Source organism: Streptomyces sp. NBC_00306, assembly GCF_036169555.1.
Taxonomy (GTDB): domain Bacteria; phylum Actinomycetota; class Actinomycetes; order Streptomycetales; family Streptomycetaceae; genus Streptomyces; species Streptomyces achmelvichensis.
Genome location: NZ_CP108032.1, coordinates 8,399,176 through 8,421,000, shown reverse-complemented (window position 1 = coordinate 8,421,000; position 21,825 = coordinate 8,399,176). Strand labels below are relative to the sequence as shown.

The 21,825-nt window shown below is 64.6% G+C and carries 14 protein-coding genes and 1 pseudogene; 9 read left to right on the top strand and 6 right to left on the bottom strand.

The window, feature by feature from the left end; all coding sequences use genetic code 11:
* Positions 1–4 precede the first annotated feature (4 nt).
* The 5 genes from OHA05_RS37785 (at position 5) to OHA05_RS37765 (ending at position 7,119) form a co-directional block, all read left to right on the top strand.
* On the top strand, positions 5–1,414 hold the full coding sequence (locus OHA05_RS37785; protein WP_328863236.1) for an FAD-binding oxidoreductase: 1,410 nt from the start codon (positions 5–7) through the stop codon (positions 1,412–1,414).
* A gap of 752 nt (positions 1,415–2,166) precedes the next feature.
* Positions 2,167–2,916: an NPP1 family protein gene (locus OHA05_RS37780; RefSeq protein ID WP_328863235.1), complete on the top strand. Its 750-nt coding sequence runs from the start codon at positions 2,167–2,169 to the stop codon at positions 2,914–2,916.
* 909 nt (positions 2,917–3,825) lie between these two features.
* Positions 3,826–4,311, top strand: a complete 486-nt coding sequence (locus OHA05_RS37775) for a MarR family winged helix-turn-helix transcriptional regulator (protein ID WP_328863234.1) — start codon at positions 3,826–3,828, stop codon at positions 4,309–4,311.
* A 163-nt stretch (positions 4,312–4,474) separates the two neighbouring features.
* On the top strand, positions 4,475–5,473 hold the full coding sequence (locus tag OHA05_RS37770; protein ID WP_328863233.1) for a helix-turn-helix domain-containing protein: 999 nt from the start codon (positions 4,475–4,477) through the stop codon (positions 5,471–5,473).
* A gap of 458 nt (positions 5,474–5,931) precedes the next feature.
* Complete coding sequence (locus tag OHA05_RS37765; protein WP_328863232.1) at positions 5,932–7,119, top strand: epoxide hydrolase family protein; 1,188 nt, start codon at positions 5,932–5,934, stop codon at positions 7,117–7,119.
* A 371-nt stretch (positions 7,120–7,490) separates the two neighbouring features.
* On the opposite strand, the gene OHA05_RS37760 is transcribed toward OHA05_RS37765, so the two are convergent.
* Positions 7,491–8,299 (bottom strand): IS5 family transposase gene (locus OHA05_RS37760; RefSeq protein ID WP_443043805.1). Its coding sequence is split into 2 segments (ribosomal slippage): positions 7,491–7,951 and positions 7,951–8,299, totalling 810 coding nucleotides; the frame shifts between segments, so codons are not numbered across the junction.
* Between the two features lie 897 nt (positions 8,300–9,196).
* On the opposite strand from OHA05_RS37760, the gene OHA05_RS37755 reads away from it, so the two are divergent.
* Entirely contained in the window at positions 9,197–10,174 is a 978-nt protein-coding gene (locus tag OHA05_RS37755; RefSeq protein ID WP_328863231.1) for an alpha/beta hydrolase, read from the top strand.
* A gap of 225 nt (positions 10,175–10,399) precedes the next feature.
* Positions 10,400–11,011 carry a GPP34 family phosphoprotein gene (locus OHA05_RS37750; protein ID WP_328863230.1) on the top strand — a complete coding sequence of 204 codons (612 nt, stop codon included), beginning with the start codon at positions 10,400–10,402 and terminating at the stop codon, positions 11,009–11,011.
* A 339-nt stretch (positions 11,012–11,350) separates the two neighbouring features.
* On the opposite strand, the gene OHA05_RS37745 is transcribed toward OHA05_RS37750, so the two are convergent.
* Together OHA05_RS37745 and OHA05_RS37740 are read right to left on the bottom strand one after the other, a co-directional pair.
* Complete coding sequence (locus OHA05_RS37745) at positions 11,351–11,752, bottom strand: SsgA family sporulation/cell division regulator (RefSeq protein WP_328863229.1); 402 nt, start codon at positions 11,750–11,752, stop codon at positions 11,351–11,353.
* 437 nt (positions 11,753–12,189) lie between these two features.
* Positions 12,190–14,970: a helix-turn-helix transcriptional regulator gene (locus OHA05_RS37740; RefSeq protein ID WP_328863228.1), complete on the bottom strand. Its 2,781-nt coding sequence runs from the start codon at positions 14,968–14,970 to the stop codon at positions 12,190–12,192.
* An 818-nt stretch (positions 14,971–15,788) separates the two neighbouring features.
* On the opposite strand from OHA05_RS37740, the pseudogene OHA05_RS37735 reads away from it, so the two are divergent.
* Positions 15,789–16,118: pseudogene (locus OHA05_RS37735) on the top strand (IS5/IS1182 family transposase); the annotation flags it as partial.
* 229 nt (positions 16,119–16,347) lie between these two features.
* On the opposite strand, the gene msrB reads toward OHA05_RS37735, so the two are convergent.
* The 3 genes from msrB to OHA05_RS37720 form a co-directional block, all read right to left on the bottom strand.
* The gene (msrB, locus tag OHA05_RS37730; RefSeq protein WP_328863227.1) at positions 16,348–16,770 is read right to left on the bottom strand and encodes a peptide-methionine (R)-S-oxide reductase MsrB; all 423 of its coding nucleotides are present in this window, start codon (positions 16,768–16,770) and stop codon (positions 16,348–16,350) included.
* A 43-nt stretch (positions 16,771–16,813) separates the two neighbouring features.
* Positions 16,814–17,326 (bottom strand): peptide-methionine (S)-S-oxide reductase MsrA, encoded by a 513-nt coding sequence (gene msrA, locus OHA05_RS37725; RefSeq protein ID WP_328863226.1) that lies wholly within the window; start codon positions 17,324–17,326, stop codon positions 16,814–16,816.
* 166 nt (positions 17,327–17,492) lie between these two features.
* Positions 17,493–18,695 (bottom strand): epoxide hydrolase family protein, encoded by a 1,203-nt coding sequence (locus OHA05_RS37720; protein WP_328863225.1) that lies wholly within the window; start codon positions 18,693–18,695, stop codon positions 17,493–17,495.
* A gap of 345 nt (positions 18,696–19,040) precedes the next feature.
* Here OHA05_RS37720 and OHA05_RS37715 point away from each other — a divergent pair, with 345 nt between their 5' ends.
* Positions 19,041–21,809 (top strand): helix-turn-helix transcriptional regulator, encoded by a 2,769-nt coding sequence (locus OHA05_RS37715; RefSeq protein WP_328863224.1) that lies wholly within the window; start codon positions 19,041–19,043, stop codon positions 21,807–21,809.
* Positions 21,810–21,825: the final 16 nt, after the last annotated feature.

Here is a 21,825-nt window from a genome sequence, read left to right as displayed (position 1 = left end):
GCAAATGATTGGGATGGGTCAGGCCGGAGTGAGCTTCCGGCCTCAGGATGTGGCTTCCCTGCGGCAGTCCGTCGCCGGTCCAGTGCTCACGCCTGGGGTCGAGGGATATGACGTTGAGTGCATGACATACAACCTGAACTGCCGCTTGGAGCCAGCACTGGTAGTCGGGGCTACCAGTGAGAGTGACGTTCGCACCGCAGTCCAGTTTGCCGCCGGTCACGCAATGCCCATCGCAGTGAAGTCCTCTGGTCACCAGGTGGTTTCCGCGGCGCGAGGAGCCATGTTGATCACCACCGGACGGATGAAGGGGATGTCCGTAGACCCGGAAGCGCGTACCGTGCGCGTCGAGGCGGGACTGCTGTGGCACGAAGTCGTGGCACAGACCGCCGACTTCGACTTGGCGCCGATCGCTGGCTCCGCCCCCAATGTGGGAGTGATTGGCTACACCCTCGGTGGCGGACAAAGCCCACTTCTCGGCCGTACGCAGGGCTACGCCGCCGATCACGTCCGAAGGCTGAATGTTGTGACAGCTGACGGAGAACTGCGCGCTGTCACCCCTTCCAGCATGCCCGATCTGTTCTGGGCATTGCTCGGTGGCAAGGGCAACTTCGGCGTGGTGACCGAGATCGAGTTCGACCTGTTCCCGGTGAGCCGGTTCTACGGCGGCGGAATCTACTTCACGGGTGAGCACCTGGCTCAGGTGCTGGAAGCGTGGAGTGCCTGGGTGCCCACCGTTCCCGAGGAGATGACCTCGTCGGTCGGGATCCAGCGGCTGCCTGACCTTCCAGTCCTGCCTGAACCGCTGCGCGGCGCATTCGTGGTGCATCTGCGGATCGGATACCTCGGTGATGCGGCCAATGGCGAAAGACTGCTCGCCCCGCTCCGTAGGAGCGCCCCGGCACTGCTCGACCTGGTCGGAGACAAGCCGTTCGCTTCGTTCGGGGAGATCCACCTGGACCCCGTCGCCCCCATGCCCTACGTCGACAGAAGCGTCTGCCTCGCGGAGTTCACGGACAAGACCGTGAATACGTTGGTGGAACTCGTCGGACCTGCGTCCGGCTGCCCTCTGGCGAACGTGGAAATACGCGCCCTCGGTGGCGCGCTGGACCGCCAGCCGGCAGTCGCTAACGCGGTATCGACACGAGGCGTTCCATTCGTCGTGTTCGGTTTCGGGGTAGGCGGTTCCGACCAGGTCCAGGGCATGAGGGAGTACTTGGCGAAGGTGATGGACGGCCTCGCGCCGTGGACGCTCGAGCGCAACATGATGAACTTCCTGTCTCCGGACGAGGCGACGAACGCTGAAAGTGTGCGCGCTGCGTACGGGCCCGAACGATACCGAAGGCTCTCTGACGTCAAGCGGCTCTATGACCCGTCCAACGTCTTCCGCTTCAATCACAACGTTCTTCCATCCTGATCGCACTCGTCCGGGTCAGGTGGATGACCAGCTCGCCACCGCCGGCGCGTGCTGGCTGGGGCGTCGCCCCTTGGGTGATCTCGCCGGCGACTCTGACGGCCCGCCTCTGCCCTCAAAGCACAACCTCCACTGCTCGTGCAGGCCGGACCGCCGAGTTCGACACCCAGTGGGTTCGCGCTCCAAGTCCCGGCCGAGCAGCGACTCCAGCGCCTCCTGCACGCGTGTAGGCCAGATCGGTGGCCATGAAGGCCTGTGTCCTCACACAGGCGCCTGTATCGATTTCTCCCGCATGTCACCTTTCGGATGGAGCCGAAGCAGGTGGAAAGACTGATGCGCGAAGACGATGCTGATGCGCGTGCTGCTGTCCGGAGGCTCGTGCATCGGTCAGAAGCGCGCGTTGAGCCGGCCTTCTACAACGACGTAGCGGCCGGCACCTGTTGCGCAGGGTACGCCTGACACGGCTGGATCAGTTGGCACCGGGTCAGCTTCGAGAAACGGACCAGTCGTCCTCAGATGCGTCCATTTGGCAGCAGTGCGGCATCCGCAAACGCGAAAGCGCATTGAGGGCGCAAGGTCCCGTGCCTGAATCTTCTGCTGAACTCCCATCAGCACATCAGGACCGCAAATTCTGATTACCCGTCAGCGAAACGAGAGGCTTCCGCATGTCCATTTTCCGGGCTCGTAGACTCAACGAACGAAAGAGAAGACGGGGAGCCGCATCCGCGAGCATATTCGCCGCTTTCACGCTGGTCATGACCATGTCGACGCCCGCTCAGGCCGACTGGATCGAGAAGCTGCCACAGAATGCCAGCACGCTGGAACAGACATACTCTCCAGCCCTCGACTACGACATGGATGCCTGCTACTCCACCGCAGCCATTTCACCCTCCTGGCAGCCCAATCCTGGGCTGCCGCTGGGAGGTCTCGTCGCTGGGGACGGATGCCGCCATCCCAACCGATTGGAGCAGTCGAACCAGTACTCGCGGTCGAAGTGCAACAACGGCTGGTGCGCGATCATGTACGCAAGCTACTTCGAGAAGGACCAGAGTTCGGACCACTGCACGGTCTGTGGACACAGGCACGACTTGGAACACGTCATCGTATGGGTGAAGGACAACCAGGCCAAGTACGTCTCGGCATCAGCGCATGGCAATTGGACAACCCGGTGGCGCGACCAGGTGCGCTTCGATCCAAGCGGCACTCACCCTAAGATCGTGTATCACAAGGACGACCCCTCCACGCACGCCTTCCGCTTCGCCAACGCCGACGACGACTGGGTGGAGAACGCAACGGGCGGCTGGTTCTACCCGCGCCTGGTCGGCTGGGACGGATACCCGAGCGTCGACTTCCGCAATCAATTCGTCTACCACACCAGTTTCGGCGCGGCCAGACTCGAGATCGGAACAGCGAACATGCAAACCTCGCTCGAGAATGCCCGCAATCAGGACACCGGATTGAAGAGCGCCACAGCGGCCTTTGATCCCCGGGGCGCATGGTACTAACCAGCGGCCTACGTCCACCGCTTCTGACATCCGGCAACCTGCAGATCCTTTGCCGATCATCTGGCCCCACATCACATTGACGATCATCTGATGGCAGCCCGATAGCCAGGCCCGCTGGAGAGATCCCTTCGCCGTCCCGAGACCATATCGAGACGGCAACGAGGACCAGCAAGCCCCCGCCCTCGCCTGACGGCCCTCCCCGCTGGCGACGGCGGGGGCTTGTCTGTATGCGCATCGCCTGCGATGAGCGACGTCAGCAGATCAAGGTGCGGAATCCGCCCCCCGACTGCCACTGCCCACCGCTTCGGCACAAGCCTCGCCCACCATTCGCCCAGAAGAACGCCCGACCCAAACGGCCTGTCGCCACGCGGGCGTTGCGGCGTCACAACGACGCCGCCCGCCCAGAACGAAGCTCGCTACCCGATCGCAGTTGCCCGGACTGACCCCGGGCACAATGTGGCCCCAGACTGCAGGTGGCGCGGGAGGGCCGGTTGATCCAGCGATGCCGACCAGTGTCACCTCGCAGGCTGCAGACGTGCGGACCAGGTGGACGAGTTTGCTCCCTGTCCGGCGGGTTCGCGTTGGCCCCACCACACGTGGCCGCGGCAGCCACACTCAGTACCACACGGAGCCGACGGCCAATAGGTCAAGACACTGCTGCCGGGCATCGTCACCGACTATGTTGCGGCATATAGCGCGGGGCTCAGACGCGTGGGCGCTCGCCACCGCAACGGGTCTGCGGGTGCTTCTGACCTGGTCTCGGCCTGGCCTTTCACGCACTCCCCGCGTCGAAGAGGGTCTGCTCACACCACGCACGTATTGAGTTGTGTGCAAGTTAAATGTGCATGAGACACTGTATGAGTGGTTCGGGCGATGCCCGTCCTCGCGCCTAGACAGAGGAACTGGACCATGAGCAAAAGCGGCCACCCCGTGCCACCCCCCGAGGACCCGGGCGAACCCTCACTCCTTCTGGATGATCAGCTCTGCTTCACGCTCTATGCGGCGTCACGCGCTGTGACCAGTGCATATCGGCCGCTCCTCGATGCTGCTGGCCTTACCTATCCTCAGTACCTGGTGATGCTCGCGCTTTGGGAGCAGCGCACCGCCACAGTGAAAGATCTGGTTGTTGCCGTTCATCTCGACTACGGAACCCTGACGCCTCTGATCAAGCGTCTCGAATCCAACGGCCTAGTGGTAAGAGAGCGGCGGGCAGATGATGAGCGGGTCGTAGAGGTTGCCCTAACCGAAGAGGGCGCTGCACTACGTCAGCACATCCGCAACCTCCCCCTTGCAATTGGTGAGGCTGTGGGACTGACCGATGAAGAAATCGGCACCGTGGCAGAGTTGCTGCGCCGCCTCACGGTCAACGTGACCCTGCACACAAGCCAGCGCTAGGGGCCGGCGGGCACAGCCCGGTCGCAGTCCACCCCGCACTCGCCTCGCTTCACCAGGGCCAGCGAAACAGCACGCGGATCACCATCACCCTATGACGCCAAGACGGTGATCGGCTCGAGCTGCCCTGAAGAACGAATTTTCAAAAGGATCCACCAACACCGCCATGGCCATCCGCATTCACTTCACCGTTCAGGATCTGGCCCGTACACGCGTGGCAGAAGCGCCGATGCCTCTGCACGAGTTGGAACTTGCAGTTCGAGCTCTACAAAGCCGCAGTCAGCCCGCCCGTTTTGAGGCATGGCGGCGGCGCGCCCGCGCTCAATTGTCTGTGGAAGCTCGCATGGCTCTGGCCCTTATGCCAGCGGTAGGTCGCTCGCCAGGATTCCTCAGTCCGGCTAAAGCGGGACCGGTCGATGAGTTGTTGGAGCAGGTGCGCACTACACCGCGCGACAGCATCACGGCGAATATGCGGGAAACGGCAATGCGTAATCCTGCACTCCCCGGCTGGTCTCGCGACGTAGCCCACAATGCATCTTTGCTCACGGCGCTCTGCACCGGGCTGCGGCACCTCCATGCGGAGCTGCTGGCACCGCACTGGAATCAGTTCACCGAACATCTGGCAGCCGACCGGGGCTTGCGCTTGCAGCAGCAGCTCACCGGTGGTGTGGAGCAGCTTCTCTCCCGAGCCAATCCTAGGTGGATGAGATGGAACCCTCCGGTCCTGGAGGTCCGACTGATGAGCGGAGCAGAGGGCGACCTTCAGCTGGAAGGACAGGGTCTGCTGCTTGTTCCCACAATGTTCTCCAGACGCCCCGTCCTCACCCACGGCAATCCGGTAGCTGTGAGCTATCCCGTCTGCCAGGACCTGTCGCCCCTCGAAGCAGCCAGCCACGGCTTCAAGCCCGGCCGCGGCTGCCCCGCGCATGTATCAATGTTGGTGGGCCGCACGCGTGCGAGGGTGCTCACCGCCATCGCGGACCATCAAGGCTGCAGTACCGGGGAACTTGCCGCGCATGCAGCGATCGCACCCGCGAGTGCTAGTGAACACGCGACCGTTCTTCGCGCGGCAGGGCTGATCCGATCGCTGCGCCACCACAACACCGTGTCCCATAGCCTCACTCCCCTCGGCCTGGCGCTCCTGAGTGCCCCGGAGGGGGCTTGAGATCCACTCAGCGGTGGTTTCCGCCGGGCGGAGTCATCGAGGGTAACCGCCGCATCACGCAAGGCGATGTGGAACGAAGGCGTCGGCTTGGGAGCGGTGCCCCAGTGGCGCGCTGCTGAGGCGACCGGACGCAGAGCCGTCGTGCCGGCCGCACCAGATACGGAGGTCACGCGCCGGGCCGTCGGATGGCAGCGGTCGGGGTGCACGGCCCGCAGGTGGTCCGGTCAAGTTGCCTACGCCTGACTGAGCCGGCCCTTGATGGCTTAAGTCACCTAGCGGATTACGCAGGCGACCGCGGCACTCCACCATGAAATGGCACCGGGAAACAGGAACGGTTAACGAACCAGCTCCTGTGGCGGGGGATGCCTCACCTCCCGTGCCTCCCCTTCGCGGAGCCGTACCCAGCCACTCCCATGGCACTTCGGCCCGCCCGTACATTGACCAACAAGGAGTCCATCATGTCTGCGCCTGCGATCCGACCGTTCACCGCACAGTTCACCGATGCTGAGGTCGCCGATCTGCGCATGCGAATCGCTGCTACGCGCTTCGCCGAGAAGGAGACGGTTTCCGACCGGTCACAGGGGCCGCAGCTCGCGACTCTGAAGGAACTCATCCGCTACTGGGGCGAGGAGTACGACTTCAACAGGGTCCAGACGAATGTGAACGCCCACCCCAACTTCATTACGGAGATAGACGGGCTGGACATCCACTTCATTCACGTCCGCTCCAAGCACGAGAACGCGCTGCCGCTCATCATCACCCACGGCTGGCCCGGCTCGGTCATCGAGCAGCTGAAGCTCATCGAGCCGCTGGTCAACCCCACAGAGCACGGCGGTGATGCGTCGGACGCCTTCCACGTGGTGATCCCCTCGATCCCCGGCTACGGATTCTCCGGAAAGCCGACGGCAACCGGCTGGGGCCCCAAGAGGGTCGCACGCGCCTGGGCCGAGCTGATGGGACGTCTCGGATACACCCGTTACGCAGCGCAGGGTGGCGACTGGGGCGCGATCATCACTGACCTCATGGGTGCGCAGGCACCTGAGGGCCTGGTCGCGATCCACACCAACATGGCCGGCGTGGTCCCTTCCGCGATCGACGCCGCGCTTGCCGCGGGGCAGCCGCTCCCGGACGGCACCCCGCCCCTGACTGAGGACGAGAAGGACACCGTCGCGCACCTGAAGAGCGTGTACTCGCACGTCTTCTACGCCTACATCATGGGCGACCGTCCGCAGGCCCTGGCTGGGATCGCTGACTCGCCGGTCGGTCTGGCGGCCTTCCTGATCGACCACGACGCTGCCAGCCTGGAACTGATCACCCGGTCCTTCGACGGCGTGCCGGAGGGCTTGACGCGTGACGACGTCCTGGACAACATCACGCTCTTCTGGCTGACGAACACCGGCATTTCCTCGGCCCGCCTCTACGCGGAGAACAAGACTCCCTTCTTCGGCGTCAACGGCGTCAAGATCCCGGTAGCCGTCAGCGTCTTCCCTGACGAGCTGTACCCGGCCCCGAAGACCTGGGCCGAGCAGGCTTACCCGAACCTGGTCCACTACAACAGGCTGCCCAAGGGCGGTCACTTCGCGGCCTGGGAGCAGCCGGAGCTCCTCGTCAACGAGGTCCGTACTGGTCTCCGTTCGGTCCGCTAGAACCTGCACCACTGAATACGGGGGCGTGTGTCCGACGGAGCGGCCGAGTGACTGAGTACGCAGTTGCTCGGCCGCTCCGCGTCGTGTGGACACCTACCGGGCCAGTGTTCCGTCAGGCTCCCGAGTCAGGCTCACCGACTGCCCGCTTCGATGAGATCCGGCTGCTCCGGGTGGCACGGTCGGCGTATTTGTCGTCCGCGGACGACTACCGGGCTGCATTCCGAGCCGTCGTGGCTGCCACGGGCGGGATGCCCAAAGGCGGCTTGCGACCTGCGCGGCGGCGTGCGGATGCAAGCAACGCACCGCACACGTGGGGCGCGCTGTTGTCGGGCAGGAACTCCGTCATATCAAGGACAGCCTTAGACGCCATCTCATTTGGCGAGTCTGCGGTAGCAGATGAGGGTGCAGGCGATGCTGGTGAAGGCGAGGAAGTGGTCGGCTTTGCGTTCGTAGCGTCGGTGGAGGCGGCGGCAGCCGGCGAGCCAGGCCATGGTGCGTTCCACGGTCCAGCGATGGCGGCCCAGCCGTTGTGAGGACTCGACTCCCTTGCGGGCGATGCGGTGGGTGATGCCGCGCGTGCGTAACCATTTCCGCAGGTGGGCGTAGTCGTAGCCCTTGTCGGCGTGGAGTTTGGCGGGCTTGCGCCGTCGCCGGCCGCGGCGCGAGCGGATGGGCGGGATGCCCTTCACGAGCGGGATCAGGGCCTGGCTGTCGTGCAGATTGGCCCCGGAAATGCCGACGGATATGGGCAGACCCGATCGTTCCGTGATCAGGTGGATCTTCGAGCCGTACTTGCCCCGGTCGACAGGATTCGGACCTGTCAGGTCCCCCTTTTCAGGGCCCGCATGTTCACCGAGTCGATCGCGCACCTCGACCAGTCCAGCTCGCCGCGGGCACCGAGTTCGTCGAGGACCAGGCGGTGGAGTTTGGCCCACACCCTGGCCTTGGACCACTCCGCAAACCGCCGGTGGGCGGTCGCTCCGGACGGGCCGAACGACGCCGAAGGCAGCTGCTGCCAGGTGCAACCCGATGTCGCCACGAAGACGATCGCCGCCAGCACTTCCCGGTCGCCGTGCCGACGCCGACCACCGCCCTGCGGCCGCGACGGCGCCTCCGGTACCACCCGCTGGAACAACTCCCACAACTCGTCCGGCACCAACCGCTCAACGATCCCCACCATGACTCACAGACTACCGAGTCACCCAAATGAGATGGCTTCTTAGGCGTCCCATCACCGTGTCGGACGCACCACCGCGCCGGCCCATGATCAAAGACGCCATTCCAAGTGACAGCCATATATGCCGTCAGAGAGGACGCCGACGCCCGATCCCCCCTGCCGATCGACGACTCGCGAACGAGATGCATGGGACGACCCGGGTGGGCCAAAGCCGCTCGGGGGCGTGCACCCCAGTTCAGAGCCCAGGGAAGCCCGGCAAGGTCAGGGATTATGCAGGGACGAGGATCGAAGTCGAGGTGAAGACACGCCAGAGGGCATGTGATGGTTACCCGCTCTGCGCGCAAGGCGAGTTCGATAGCTATTGCCCGGACCGATTCAGGCGAAGTTGCGATGAATGGCCCGATCCCACTCTTGTGTCGTGGTGGGCCGGTACAGTCGCCATGTCGGGGTACGGCCCTTCGAGCGAGGCCTTTGTTTCGCACTGTTCGTCAACGAGACGCCCGCAATAGGCCGCGCCTCCCGCACGCAGGCCACGCAGCCTACGCACAATGCACTGTGCGCGCACGCTTGCCCCGGTGGTGGAGGGCGGCTGACTGGCGCATCCCAGGCGGATCGGCCCTGGATGGTTCGAACTTTATGCGATCCCCGGCAGCACTTCAGCACCGCACGCGCAGTTCGAATCAATCAACGAGGAGCGCAGGTTTAGGCCACTGCCATTCATCGGACTACATGCGCCGCAAGCCCACAGTCACATGACCGATGCGCGGAAGTACAAACTGGAGTTGCATCACAAGTAGTTGCGACCCAAAGGTCGACATCCCTCGCCATGACCAGGTGCGACCTGCATGCCATGGAACTTCCGTGCTTCGGCACGGCCCCTCGCCCGTCAAGGAGCGTGCAATGTCCAACGATGTGACTGCTCCGCCAGAACCGGTTCTCGAGCCTGCGGCCCGGGCGTTTGCCGAGGCGACGGCTTCTCCACCGTTCCTCGTTGATCTGGGGCCAGCGCAGGGCCGTAAGGCCCTTGAGGAGGAGCAGTCCGGAGATCACGAAATGCCTGAGGTCGACGAGAAATGGGTGGCGGTCTCTGGTGGACCGAAGGGCAGTGTCGCAGTGCGCATCCTACGACCCAAGGGAGCGAGCGGCCGTTTGCCCGCAGTCTTGTACATCCACGGAGGCGGGTGGGTTCTTGGCAGTGCGCGAACACATGATCGGCTGGTGCGAGAACTGGTAGTAGGTACGCAAGCCACAGTGGTCTTCCCCGAGTACACGTTGTCACCGGAAGCGCGTTACCCCACAGCGCTGGAGGAATGCTACGCCGTGGCCCGGTGGATAGCGACGCAGGGAGCTGAACACGGAATCGACGGCACACGACTGGCTGTCGCCGGTGACTCGGTGGGCGGCAATATGAGTGCCGCCCTCACGCTGCTGGCCCAACAACGCAAGAACGTCTCGTTCACGTTTCAGGTACTACTCTACCCCGTCATGAACGCCGCTTTTGACACCCATTCCTACCGGCAGTTCGCCCAGGGCTACTCGCTGCCCCGTGATACTGCCCAGTGGTTCTGGGCTCAGTACACAACCGATGAAACGCAGCGTGCGGAGCCCACCGCCAGCCCGCTGAAAGCCTCTGAACAGCAACTGCGTGGACTGCCGCCAGCTCTCGTCATCACGGCAGAGGCTGACGTCATGCGGGACGAAGGGGAGGCCTACGCAGCGAAGCTGCGTGCTGCCGGCGTCGAGGTCGCCGCAACCAGGTATCGCGGGGCCATACACGACTTCGCGGTGCTGAATGCGCTGTCGTCGACCACGGCGGCCCGCGGCGCTGTCACTCAGATCGTCAGCACGCTGAGGCAGTCATTCGGCACCAGGCCCTGACCTTCCCGGTCCCGAATCCATCGCGATGCCTACTGCATGCTGCAGGCGCGCAGATGTCGCCGGCGACTACAGAACGAGGCTGCAAACCCGGCTCCTGCTCCTTTGGTCAGACCACACCTCGTCAGGCTCTTGCGTGACACACGCAGAGCAGCTCGCGGTGTACACCGACTCGTCGACGCGCGACAAATCTGACGCGAACGCAAGCAATCTTGAGATGACGCCTTCATGACTACACCGAAGAACCTCTTGATGATCACCATAGAGGTAGCGCCCGGACACCCCGTACATCCAGCTGATCTGTCGCTTTCGCTGGCCGGTGCCCAGCTGGTGGACCTACTCGAGGCTGGGGCGATTGGCCTGGACAAAAGGCACGTCGTGCCGGGTTGGCAGCCGGTGCCGCCTGATCGCTTCTTGTGGGAGGCTGCCACCTCACTGGAACTGACGAGGCCCTATCAGTTGGTGAGTGACTGGCTGTCGAGCAGGGAGGACACGTTGGCAGCGGCTTACACGGCAGCCCTCGAAGCGGACGGACTGGCCATCCGCCAACGTCCTCGGAAGCACCCCTTCAGGAGGCGTGAGCTCGTACTCGTGGACTCGCCCGCTCGACGTGAGGCGGTGGAGCGGTGGAGTGCCTCAGAGCCAGTCCTTGCGACTCTGGCCGGCTTCATCGGGATCCGCCGAGAGGGGCAACAGGGTTCGCCCCGTGAAGTGCGTGGCCCGGTAGCGACGATCTTGTCGGCAGTCCAAGGGGCGCATGTTGAACTGGAAGCGGAGAGAACCGAAAGGATCATCACGCAGGCAAAGTTGTATGAAGTGTGGGCCAGGTACGGCGATTGACAGTCCCAGTTTCGGGCTCCGTCCCGCGCCACCCGCATCAACGAGCGGATCATCGCCGATGCTCTGCTCTGCCGCAGGGCAGAACTCTGCTTCCCGCACGACGTCTGTAGACCTATCGCAGCATCCGCGACGGCAGTTTGCAGGAGGGGGTGTGCGGACACGCGGGCGCTGCACCCCTCCGCTTGCACGGGCCCGGGGACAACCACGATGACTGCCGCCCCAGTGGCCAGCGTCCCTCTCCCAGGACATTTGGTGGCCACCTGCACAACGGCGTCGTGGGCGAGGCGCAATGCAGAGGAACCGGCGGCGAACTCGCTCCAGGCCGGCTCTCTGCGAGGTTCAGTCGCTCATGAGGCCGGCCGTGACAGCGTGCCAATCCACGTCGCACAGTTCCGTGCCGGGGTGAACGAGAGCGAAGGTCTCCAGGAGCCATTTCTCCAGCGGTTCCGGATCCATCTCGAGCAGGCAGGACGTGCCGTGCGCTTCCAGCTTCATGTACATCACCCGCCGCGTCCCAGACCCCGACGGCCACAGCCGGACATCTCCCAGCCCGCTGGGCTCAGTGGTGCCGTCGAAGAGCAGGTCTCGTGAGATGACCCAGCTGACGACATCCGACGGTGACGCACGCAGTTCCACCAGCACCGTGAGCGGATCGGCCACCGCGTAGTGAAATTCCGCCTTCAGCGGCACACGGATTTTCGGCTCAGGGATCGTGTGAATGGTCAAGCTCAGCGAGCGCATGCTGCACGGAGGTTGTCTGTGGTCACACCAGCTCGGTTGTTGCGTGGACATCGCAGTTCCCTTCGTTCGAAATGTCGTAGGCCGCTCCATGCTGGGCTGTCGGGTCGGTCTCAGTCATCTGTCAGCTGACTGGGCTGCATCCTGCCCTGCGGCTGTACGGCAGCGAGGGGACCGGTGCCTACGAGTCTCCGGAGCGACGGCGAGGGACCCGAGCACGGTGGCTGCACGTGCAGCACCCGTCGGATCGGCGGGCGGAGCAGCTTTTTGATCCGGGGCCCGACAACCGGGCTGGCGATGGCGAAGTGCTCAGCGGCCTCGTGCTTACGCTCTAGATGTTGATAGTTCACTGAGCCGACGTGTTGGCCACGCGCGGCAGCTGCCGTCGCGCCGGGCGTGGTGGCGGCGGCCTGGGCGCCAGTTGGCCGGCACGACAGAGCTCAGGGTTCCAAAGCGTCGCGCAGCATGGAACGAGAAGTGATGCCCAGTTTCGGATAGATCTGGTAGAGGTGGGCGCCAATGGTCCTGTGTGAAAGGAAGAGACGCTCCCCGATCTGTTTGTTGGTCAGGCCGGTGGCTGCCAACCGCGCGATCTCCAGCTCTTGGGGGGTGAGGGTATGCGCCTTCGGTGTTCCCTGGCGCGGTTTGCTCGCACCGGCGGCCCGCAGTTCCGCTTCGGCGCGTTCTGCCCAGGGCCGAGCCTTCAGGTATTCGAAGGTGGACAGCGCGGCGCTGAGCGGCCCTCTGGATTCTGTGGTCGCCCGTGCGCGCCTGAGCCGCTCGCCGTATGCCAACTGGACACGCGCGAAGTCGAACGGCCAGCGATCCGCGCCTGGGATGGCCAGGGCATGTGTGAACAGGTTCAGGGCCGCTTCGTCATCTGTGGTGGCCATGGCATCGCAGGCATCTGTCAGCAGGGCGTGCCGTGAGGAAACGTCGGCCACGTTGGCCTCCCGCATCGCGTGGACGTGTCGGGCCGCTTCTTCGCGCCTGTTGGTGCGGACGGCAGCTTCCACCAAATCGAACGTCACCCACAGGGCGTGTGGGACGTGTGAGGCGAGGCTCCCGGCCGGGCTGATGGTGTTCGCGCGGTCGTAGGCGCCGGCGAAGTCACCGCGTCCCAGCCGTGCCACGGCGGCAGCGTGATGTCCATAGTGGGCGGCGCAGTTCGCTCCTCGGGGCATGGCCCAGCGAATGATCTGCTCGGCCGTTGCTTCGGCTTCGGTGTCTTGCCCACGTGCGGCCTTGAGGATGGCCTGGACGTACTGGAAGTACCAGGCGAAGGCGCGATAGCCGTGTGTTTCGCAGAGCTCGAGGCCCTCATCAGCAAGTTGCGCAGCCTCGTCCCAGTTTCCGGTGAGGTAGTCGTCCAGGCAGAGGTGGATCAGTCCGGACAGGTACCGGCGGGCTGGGCCGCCATCGCGTCCCATGCGAACGACGCGCCATGCCGCTTCGCGGATGTCTCCTAGGCGGTCGAGGTAGAGGGCTGCTGTGCCGGTCCGGGTGATGTGAACGGGGTCGGTCACGTCAGTCAGTTCCGCGACGAGCTCGTCGAGCTCCCTGGAAGCTGCGGCGCCGGTGCGCGCAGGGTCGGAGAACGTCTTGCCCAAAGCGGACAGCATGAGCGGCGCCCGTGGTGTCAGCTTGCCCAGGGCTTGGTAGTAGGGCTCCCACAAAGCTGTGCGGGCGCCGAAGAAGCAGACCAGTGCAAGGGTGTGGAGGGCGTCGACGAGGGTCTTGTTGTTGGCGTCGTATGCGTGGGTCCCGGTGTCAATAGCGCCGACCAGTAGACGGTGGGCCGTGTCGACGTCTCCGTCGCCGTTCAGGATGAGGACAGCGGTGGCTGCTGCAGCATGCAGGGAGCCCTGCGAGGCCTCAGCTGTGTTCCTGGCGTCGTCTATGAGTTTCTGGGCGCTGGTGAGTGAGCCGGTGGACTCGGCGCCTACGTAGGCGGCTTCCGCGAGCCGGCGGCTGCGGTCGGTGGCGCGCGGTGTCAGGTCTGCAGAACGGATGAGCGTGCGCATGCCGCCAACGGCGTCGCCGCGACGCAGGGTGATGTGGGCAGCCTTCTCGAGGAGGGTGGCGACGTGCTCGTCGGGTTCCAGCGTTGCCTCACCCAGGTGCCAGGCTTGGCGCTCGGGCTGGTCCACCAGGACTTGCGCCAGCACGGAGTGCACCGCACGTCGTTCGCTGCTGGTGGAGTTCGCAATCACCGTTGAGCGGATGAGCGGGTGGCGAAAGCGCAGCCGGCGTGCCTGTTCATCGATGTGGACGAGGTGGTCCCGCTCGGCAGGCGCGAGGTCGTCCAGGTCGTACCCCTCGTCTGCCTGCCGTGACGCTGCCTGCAAGACTCCAAGATCGCCGACGCCTTCCAATGCGGCGAGCAGGACGAGACGCTGCGACGGCGCGGGGAGATCGGTGATCCGTGAACCGAAGACCGCCTCCAGGCGCTGGCTGAGCGGCACTGCGGACGAGGCAGCGTCGAGAGGCGTATCCCGTCCTGCGGGCAGCGCGGACGGCAGCTCGAGCAGAGCGAGCGGGTTTCCGCACGCCGCGGACAGCAGGCGCTGGCGGGCGCTCGGCACGAGATTCGGGTACGTCTCATCGACCAAGCGTGTTGCTGCCTGGGCGTTCAGCGGCCGCAACCAGTACTCCGGCAGGGTGCCGCAGTCGTGCAGGCTCTGTGTACCGGTGCGACAGGCGGCGAGGAAGCTGACACGAATGCTGGCCGACCGCCGGGCCACGAAGCCCAGCACGGCCGCACTCGCCCGATCGATCCAAGGGAGGTCGTCGACGACCAAAAGGAGCGGGTTTCCTGCTGCGATCTTCCGCAGCAGGACCAGCACGGCGTTGGAGACCATCAGCCGCTCCGGCGCTGAGCCGCTCTGGAAACCGAGCGCGACGCGCAAGGCGTCACGGAAGGGCGCCTCAAGTTCTTCGACTGTCTCCTGGAAGGGGAAGAGGACCTGGTTGAGCCCCGAGTAGCTGCAGCTCGATTCGAACTCCACCCCGGCCACGCGGAGAACCTGGGCGCCTTCCTCCAGAGCCGCCTGCGCAACGGCATCCATCACCGCGGTCTTTCCGACGCCAGGGTCACCAGAGAGCAGCAGAGCGCCGCCGGTCGCCCCCGTGCTCAGAAGGCCGCGAATTTGATCGAGGTCGTACTCCCGACCGATCAAGAGGTCGGCCGCGCCACGTTTGGCGAAGTCACTACTGATCACTTACATGCTCCCATTTTGATGGGGGGCCAGAGCGAGGAAAGGCCTGGGCGTGAAGGGGGCAACGACCGGCACTGCTGCGCTTCATGGCCGGGTGCAGGGCTGGCAAGGGGTAAGCCCCAAGGCAACCTTCAATAACTTACGCAGGAAAAGCCTCGCATACAAGTAAATCTCATGCGATTAGAGTGTGGTAAATGTAACGGCGCTGCCCCGGGGCGCGACTTTTTGCGTTCGGAAGACCCGCTCGGCGGGGCTCTAGCTCAGAAGTAGACGGTTGCGATGCCACGGCACCGGCGGTCGAAGACAAGTTTGTCTACAAGCGCGGCAAGGAGGTAGATCGGACGTGCAATGCGGCGGCTTCCGGCCCGTGTCCCCGCTTCGACAAGCGCGCCCAGTGCCTACCCGGACCCTCGCTTCTGCAGATCCCGGCGGCGGAAAACAGACCCGGGAGAGTCTTCCGACAGAAGTCTGCTCGGACCCGCTGGGTCTGGGCGCCCTCCATACTCATCGCCCTGGACACGAGTCACAGAACCTGAGCGCCGCCTGGGATCGATCCCGCTGGGGTCAGAGCTCGACCACGCCTCGGATGTGGCGTCGCACCCAGCCTTCGGCCGGTGGCCTCGTGGGATCAGCAGCCTTGATACTCCCGTGGGTGAGTACTGCCCACTTCGACGCATGCGCGCCCAGGGCGTTTCGTTCGGATCATCGGATCGTTGGTCCGTGTGTGCCGTTGACTGGCGCGCAGTGGGCGCGGATCGAGCCGTTGTTGCCGGACCGGACACCCCGGCGGGGCGGCCGATGGCGGGATCATCGCGAAGAGTGTTCCCCGCCGACTTGGACGTCCCCGCAACAGGCCAGACATCGTCCTGGCCGACAAGGCTCGCGTGCCATCCGCGACCACCTGCGCAAGCGCGGCATCAAAACGGTCATTCCCGCCCCGGCCGACCAGCGAGGTCACCGTCTACGCCGAGGCAGCCGGGGCGGCATGCCCCCCCTTTGACCGCGAGACCTACAAACAACGCAACACCGTCGAACGCTGCATCAACCGACCCGACCAGTGGCGTGGAATCGCCACCCGCTACGAAGAGACCGCGACCATCCACCTGGTCGGACTGCACGTCGCAGGCATCTTCATCTGGTCCGCCCGATGATCCAAACGAAACGCCCTAGCAGTGGTGATCTCTGTGTTGACGGTCAGTTTCCGGGTCTACTCGCGGGTTGGCTACCGTCGGACGTGGTGCCCGATCGAGCGTTTGCCGGCCAACCGCCTGCCAGAGGTCTCTCCGCCGCGTGGGGCGCGCCAGTCACCAGACAATGGCCACACGATCCTGGTCGTCGGCGGGTTCAGGGCCTCGCCGGGTCTGACGCTTCGGCCCTCAGTCATGCAGCGGCGGGTGCGCCACTGTCAGGCTTCAGCCGCAGGGAGATGCTGTTGATGCAGTATCGCTGGTCTGTCGGCGTCGGGAACCCCTCACCCTCGAATACGTGCCCGAGGTGGGATCCGCAGCGGGCACAGCGGACCTCGGTCTGCACCATGCCGTAGGACCGGTCTTCGGCCAACTCGACGGCGTCGGAGTCCTTCGGGTCGAAGAAGGAGGGCCAGCCGCATCGGGAGTCGAACTTCTCCTTGGAGGTGAAGAGTTCGGCACCGCAGGCGCGGCAGGAGTAGACGCCCTCCGTCTTCGTGTCGGTGTACTCGCCGGTGAACGGCGTCTCGGTATGGGCGCGGCGCAGGACCCGATACTCCTCAGGCTTCAACTCCGCGCGCCATTGCTCATCCGTCTTCTCGATGTCGTACGACATGAATCTCAATTCCTCACAGAACTGGAGTCGGTGTCCGCTCCGGTCATGCACCCGCGCGTCTCGGCAGCTGCCAGTCCGGGCGGGGGAAGTGACAGGTGTAGCCGGACGGGTAGCGTGCCAGGCGGTTCTGGTGCTCGGGTTCGGCTTCCCAGAAATCGCCGGCCGGGGCGACCTCAGTCACGACCTTGCCCGGCCATCGGCCTGATGCCTCGACATGGGCGACAACGTCCTCGGCGACGCGTCGCTGTTCGTCGTTGTGGTAGAAGACGGCGGATCGGTACTCCGAACCGACGTCGCCTCCTTGCCTGTTCTTCGTGGTCGGGTCATGGATTTGGAAGAAGAACTCGAGGATCGTTCGGTAGTCAGTTGCGACTGGGTCGAAGACCACTTCGACCGACTCAGCATGGTTTCCGTGATCGAGGTAACTCGCCTTAGGCGTGTCACCTCCGCTGTATCCGGTTCGACTGCTGACGACACCCGGAAGCGCCCCAAGAAGGTCCTGCATACCCCAGAAGCAGCCGCCCGCCAGCCAAGCCGTCTGCGTGGAGTTGCTCATAGCCGTGTAAACCTCTCTGATTCCCGTTAGCGGGCGCCGATTGCATCGGGTGCGGCAGCACCTGCACTTGCCCGGAATTCGCACCGACCAATGCCCGAAGGTGTGCGGTCGAGCAGATCAGACTCGACCTACTCGACCGCAGGGCCGGCCTTGACCGTGTGAGCGGTCAGTTGCGCAGCGACCGGAGCCCGGTACGCAGCTCACTCACGAAGAACTCCGGCTGTTCCCAAGCCGCGAAGTGTCCGCCCTTGGGCAGCCGGTTGTAGTGGATGAGGTTCGGATAGGCCTGCTCTGTCCAACTCCGAGGGGACTCGTACAGCTCCTCGGGGAAAACACTCACGGCGACGGGAAGGGTGATTCCCTTGGCGCCGAAGAAGGGGAACGTGTTCTCCGCGTAGAGACGGCCGGAGGAGACGCCGGTGTTCGTCAGCCAGAAGAGCGTGACGTTGTCGAGGAAGTCGTCCCGCGTCAGACCTTCGGGCTGGCCGGCGAACGACCGGCTGATCATCGCCAGGCTGTCTCGGTCGTGGTCGGCCATGAAGGTCGCCAGGAAGGCGGGCGAATCCGCGAGGCCGGTCAGGGTCTGGGGACGTGAAGCCATGATGTACGCGTAGAAGACGTGCGCGTAGACGTAGGTCAGCTGGTCGACTGCGCGCTGCTCCTCCTCGGTGAGGTCCGGAAGGCCGGCCGGCAGCGGCTGGCTGGTCGCGAGCGCCTGGTCGATCGCAGGGGGGACCACGCCCGGCATGTTGGTGTGGATGCCGACCAATCCCTCGGGGGCCTGGAGGGCCATGACGTCGGTGACGACGGCACCCCAGTCGCCGCCCTGCGCCACATACCGCGTGTAGCCGAGGCGCTTCATCAGCTCGGCCCACGCGCGTGCGATACGGTCCGGCCCCCAGCCCTTGGCGGTCGGCTTTCCAGAGAAGCCGTAGCCCGGCATCGACGGAATCACCACGTCGAAGGCGTCCGACGCGTTGCCACCGTGTGCTGTCGGGTCGGTGAGCGGCCCGATGATCTTCAGCTGTTCGACGACCGATCCAGGCCACCCGTGCGTGACGAGGATCGGCAGAGCATTCTCATGTGACGAACGCACATGGATGAAGTGAATGTCCAGGCCGTCGATCTCGGTGACGAAGTTCGGGTAGGCACCCACCATCGCCTTGACCCTGCCGACGTCGTAGTCCTCGCCCCAGTAGCGGACGATTTCCTGAGCAGTCGCGAGCTGCGGGCCCTGCGACTGATCGCCGACAGTTTCCTTCTCCGGCCAGCGCGTGGCTGCGATGCGCTTGCGCAGATCAGCGACGTCCGCTTCCGGAAAATCGACCGTGAACGGCCGGATTGCCGTCCTTTCGGAGGTGACAGACATGGGAGAACTCCTCACAGCAGAGGCACTGGGTCTGTGAATGCCTCACTCTTGCCGACACGTGGCTGCGTCGCCCCGGGGGAAGCACTGGCCTCACCCCCGGGGTTCGACCCGGGGTTCGTACGGGGTTGCATGCGGCGTTCCCTGAAAGGACGCGTCAGCCCACGGCAGGGGAACCGCCCTCATGAGGCGCGGCAGTCCAGTGCCCCAATGCCCGCCACTCGCAACAGCGCCCAAATGTGATAATTTAGACAGATTGCGCGTTGCGTATGCCGACTAGAGGCACCTCATAGCCGCAGGCGATCAACGCTCAGGGAACGAACCAACAGACCGGGAAGATCGCTTCCTATGGGTAAGTTCGCCATCGGATCGCAGGGCGGGCTCTTGGGTCGGAACGACCAGCTGGCCGCACTTGATCACGTACTGGCCACAGCACGGGCAGGAAACAGCGCGGTAGTGGTTCTCCGCGGTGAGGCCGGCATCGGCAAGACCGCTCTGCTGGATTACGCGACTGCCCGTGCCGTGGGATTCCGCACCGTGAGCGTCGCGGGCATCGAATCAGAGATGGAACTTCCGTTCGCCACCCTCCAACTGGTGTGCGCGCCCATGATGGGACGACTGCACGAGCTGCCGGAACCGCAGAGCGAGGCCCTGTCTGTCGCGTTCGGACTGCGGGAGGGCACGACGCCCAACCGGTTCCTGGTCGGACTGGCCGTACTCGGACTCCTGGCCAGCATCACCGAGGACCACCCACTGGTATGCCTCATCGACGATGCGCAATGGATCGACGAGGGCTCCATCGAGGTACTGTCCTTCGTCGCCAGGCGTTTGAAAGCAGAACCCGTAGCTTTGATCTTTGCTCTTCGGGCGCCTGCCAACCGTGATTTGTCGGGTCTACCGGAATTGATGGTCAAGGGGCTGAGTGAACCCGATGCTCGCGCCTTGCTCGCCGCTGCTGCGCGCGTGCGCCTCGATCCGCTGGTTCGGGACCGGATCGTTGCGGAAGCACGTGGCAACCCCATGGCATTGTTGTACCTGCCACAGGCGCTGGCACCGGCTGAACTGGCGGGAGGCTTCTGGCTACCGGGCATCCACCCGCTGACGTGCTACCTCGAAAGCGCGTTTCATCAGGAGTTCCGATCGCTGCCGCCGGACAGCCAGCGACTTCTGCAGACCGCCGCCGCGGAACCGACCGGAGACGTTGCCCTGTTGTTCCGCTCAACCCGCTTGCAGGACATACCGGTGGACGCCGCAGCGCCGGCGGACGCCGCCGGGCTGGTCGACTTCCGGACCAGGGTTCGCTTCCGCCATCCCCTGGTCCGCTCGGCCATTTACCAAAGGATGTCCGCAGAGGATCGCAGGACGGCCCACCGTGCTCTGGCACAGGCAACGGACCCCCATGACCCGGACCGCCGAGCATGGCACCGCGCACGCGCCGCTGCGTGGCCGGACGAAAACATTGCCACCGACTTGGAAGAGTCGGCCGGCCGGGCTCAGAGCAGGGGCGGCGCTGCGGCAGCAGCCTCGTTCCTGCGGCGATCAACCGAAATGACATCCGACCCCGCACGGCGCGTCACTCGTGCGCTCGCCGCAGCACAGGCCGGGATCGATGCGGGCGGGACCGATCACATCTACGACATGCTGGCGGCCGCCGAGGCCGGTCCTCTGGACGCCCTCCAGCGTGCCCGACTCGAGCGGTTGCGAGCGAGCCTGGTGTTCTCCCGAATACGGGGCAGTGCCGCTCCCCGTCTTCTTCTCGACGCCGCAAACCGCCTGGCTCCCCTCGACCCCGACCTTGCCCGGGAAACACTGCTGGAAGCCGCCGGCGCAGTGGTCTTCGCCGGTCGCCTGATGGAGGAACCCGTGCGTCGGGAAGTTGCAGCGGCTGCCCGCGCTGAACTACCGCCGCAGACGACGCGGACGGTGGACGTCCTCCTGCACAGCATGGCCTCGCTGATCATCGATGGTTACCCGGCCAGCGCCGATGCTTTGTGGCATGCGCTGCGCACCGTCCAACAGGAGCGGAAGGACGGCGTGCTGGAGAACAGTCCCTGGCTGTGGCTGGGGTGCCCTCTGACGCCCGAGCCTTTCGCCCCGGAACTGTGGGACGACGATGCGTGGTGCGAGATGGCAGCAGGCGCGGTCGACATCGCCCGCGATGCCGGAGCGCTCTCCGTTCTCCCCATCGCGTTGAATTACCAGGCATGCTTCCATGTGCACGCCGGAGAATTCGATCTTGCCGAATCCGAGATCGAGGAGGCGAAAACAATCTCGGAAGCCACTAGCAGCCCACCCATGCTGTACACGTCGCTCGTGCTTGGCGCCTGGAGAGCACAGGAGCCCCAAACACTTGAGCTCATTGAATCCAGCCTCAAAGAGGCCCGCGAGCGAGGTGAAGGGCGCATCCTCGGTCTTGCTAAATACTCGACCGCTCTGCTGCACAACGGCACCGGCCAATACGACACTGCACTGGAAGCCGCGAAGAGCGCATGCCAGTACGAGGACCTCGGATTCTTCGGATGGGCCCTGATCGAACTGATCGAGGCTGCCGTCCACAGCGGACAGCATCAGACGGCCGCGGCGGCACTGGAAAAGCTCACCGACCGCACAAACGCCAGCAGCACCGAATGGGCACTCGGCGCACAAGCCTACTCTCACGCACTGCTGAGCACTGGACAGACTGCGGATGGCCTCTACCAAAAGGCCATCGAGCACCTGCGACGATGCAAGATCACCGTCCACCTGGCCCGCGCTCACCTGCTCTACGGCGAGTGGTTGCGCCGCGAGAACCGTCGCCAGGAAAGCCGCGCACACCTCCACTTCGCCTATGACAAATTCAGCAGCATGGGAGCATCCGGTTTCGCCGACCGTGCCCAGCGAGAACTCAAGTCAACCGGGGAGAATGCCCGCAAGCGAACGATAGGCACCGACGCCAAGCTGACCGGCCAGGAATCACAGATCGCGCGACTCGTCAAAGCAGGACACACGAACAGCGAAATCGCCGACAAACTATTCATCAGCCCCCGCACGGTCGAATGGCACCTCGGAAACGTATTCGCCAAGCTGGGCGTCACCTCGCGCACGCAACTCTCCTCGGCACTGACTCCTCACACTTAGCGGCAAGAGGGTCACC

Coding starts and splice junctions, on each gene's coding strand:
- OHA05_RS37775 (WP_328863234.1), top strand. CDS start 3,826: ATGAGCAAAAGCGGCCACCCCGTGCCACCCCCCGAGGACCCGGGCGAA.
- OHA05_RS37745 (WP_328863229.1), bottom strand. CDS start 11,752: ATGCGCTCGCTGAGCTTGACCATTCACACGATCCCTGAGCCGAAAATC.
- OHA05_RS37770 (WP_328863233.1), top strand. CDS start 4,475: ATGGCCATCCGCATTCACTTCACCGTTCAGGATCTGGCCCGTACACGC.
- OHA05_RS37785 (WP_328863236.1), top strand. CDS start 5: ATGATTGGGATGGGTCAGGCCGGAGTGAGCTTCCGGCCTCAGGATGTG.
- msrB (WP_328863227.1), bottom strand. CDS start 16,770: ATGTCGTACGACATCGAGAAGACGGATGAGCAATGGCGCGCGGAGTTG.
- OHA05_RS37750 (WP_328863230.1), top strand. CDS start 10,400: ATGACTACACCGAAGAACCTCTTGATGATCACCATAGAGGTAGCGCCC.
- msrA (WP_328863226.1), bottom strand. CDS start 17,326: ATGAGCAACTCCACGCAGACGGCTTGGCTGGCGGGCGGCTGCTTCTGG.
- OHA05_RS37780 (WP_328863235.1), top strand. CDS start 2,167: ATGACCATGTCGACGCCCGCTCAGGCCGACTGGATCGAGAAGCTGCCA.
- OHA05_RS37765 (WP_328863232.1), top strand. CDS start 5,932: ATGTCTGCGCCTGCGATCCGACCGTTCACCGCACAGTTCACCGATGCT.
- OHA05_RS37755 (WP_328863231.1), top strand. CDS start 9,197: ATGTCCAACGATGTGACTGCTCCGCCAGAACCGGTTCTCGAGCCTGCG.
- OHA05_RS37720 (WP_328863225.1), bottom strand. CDS start 18,695: ATGTCTGTCACCTCCGAAAGGACGGCAATCCGGCCGTTCACGGTCGAT.
- OHA05_RS37715 (WP_328863224.1), top strand. CDS start 19,041: ATGGGTAAGTTCGCCATCGGATCGCAGGGCGGGCTCTTGGGTCGGAAC.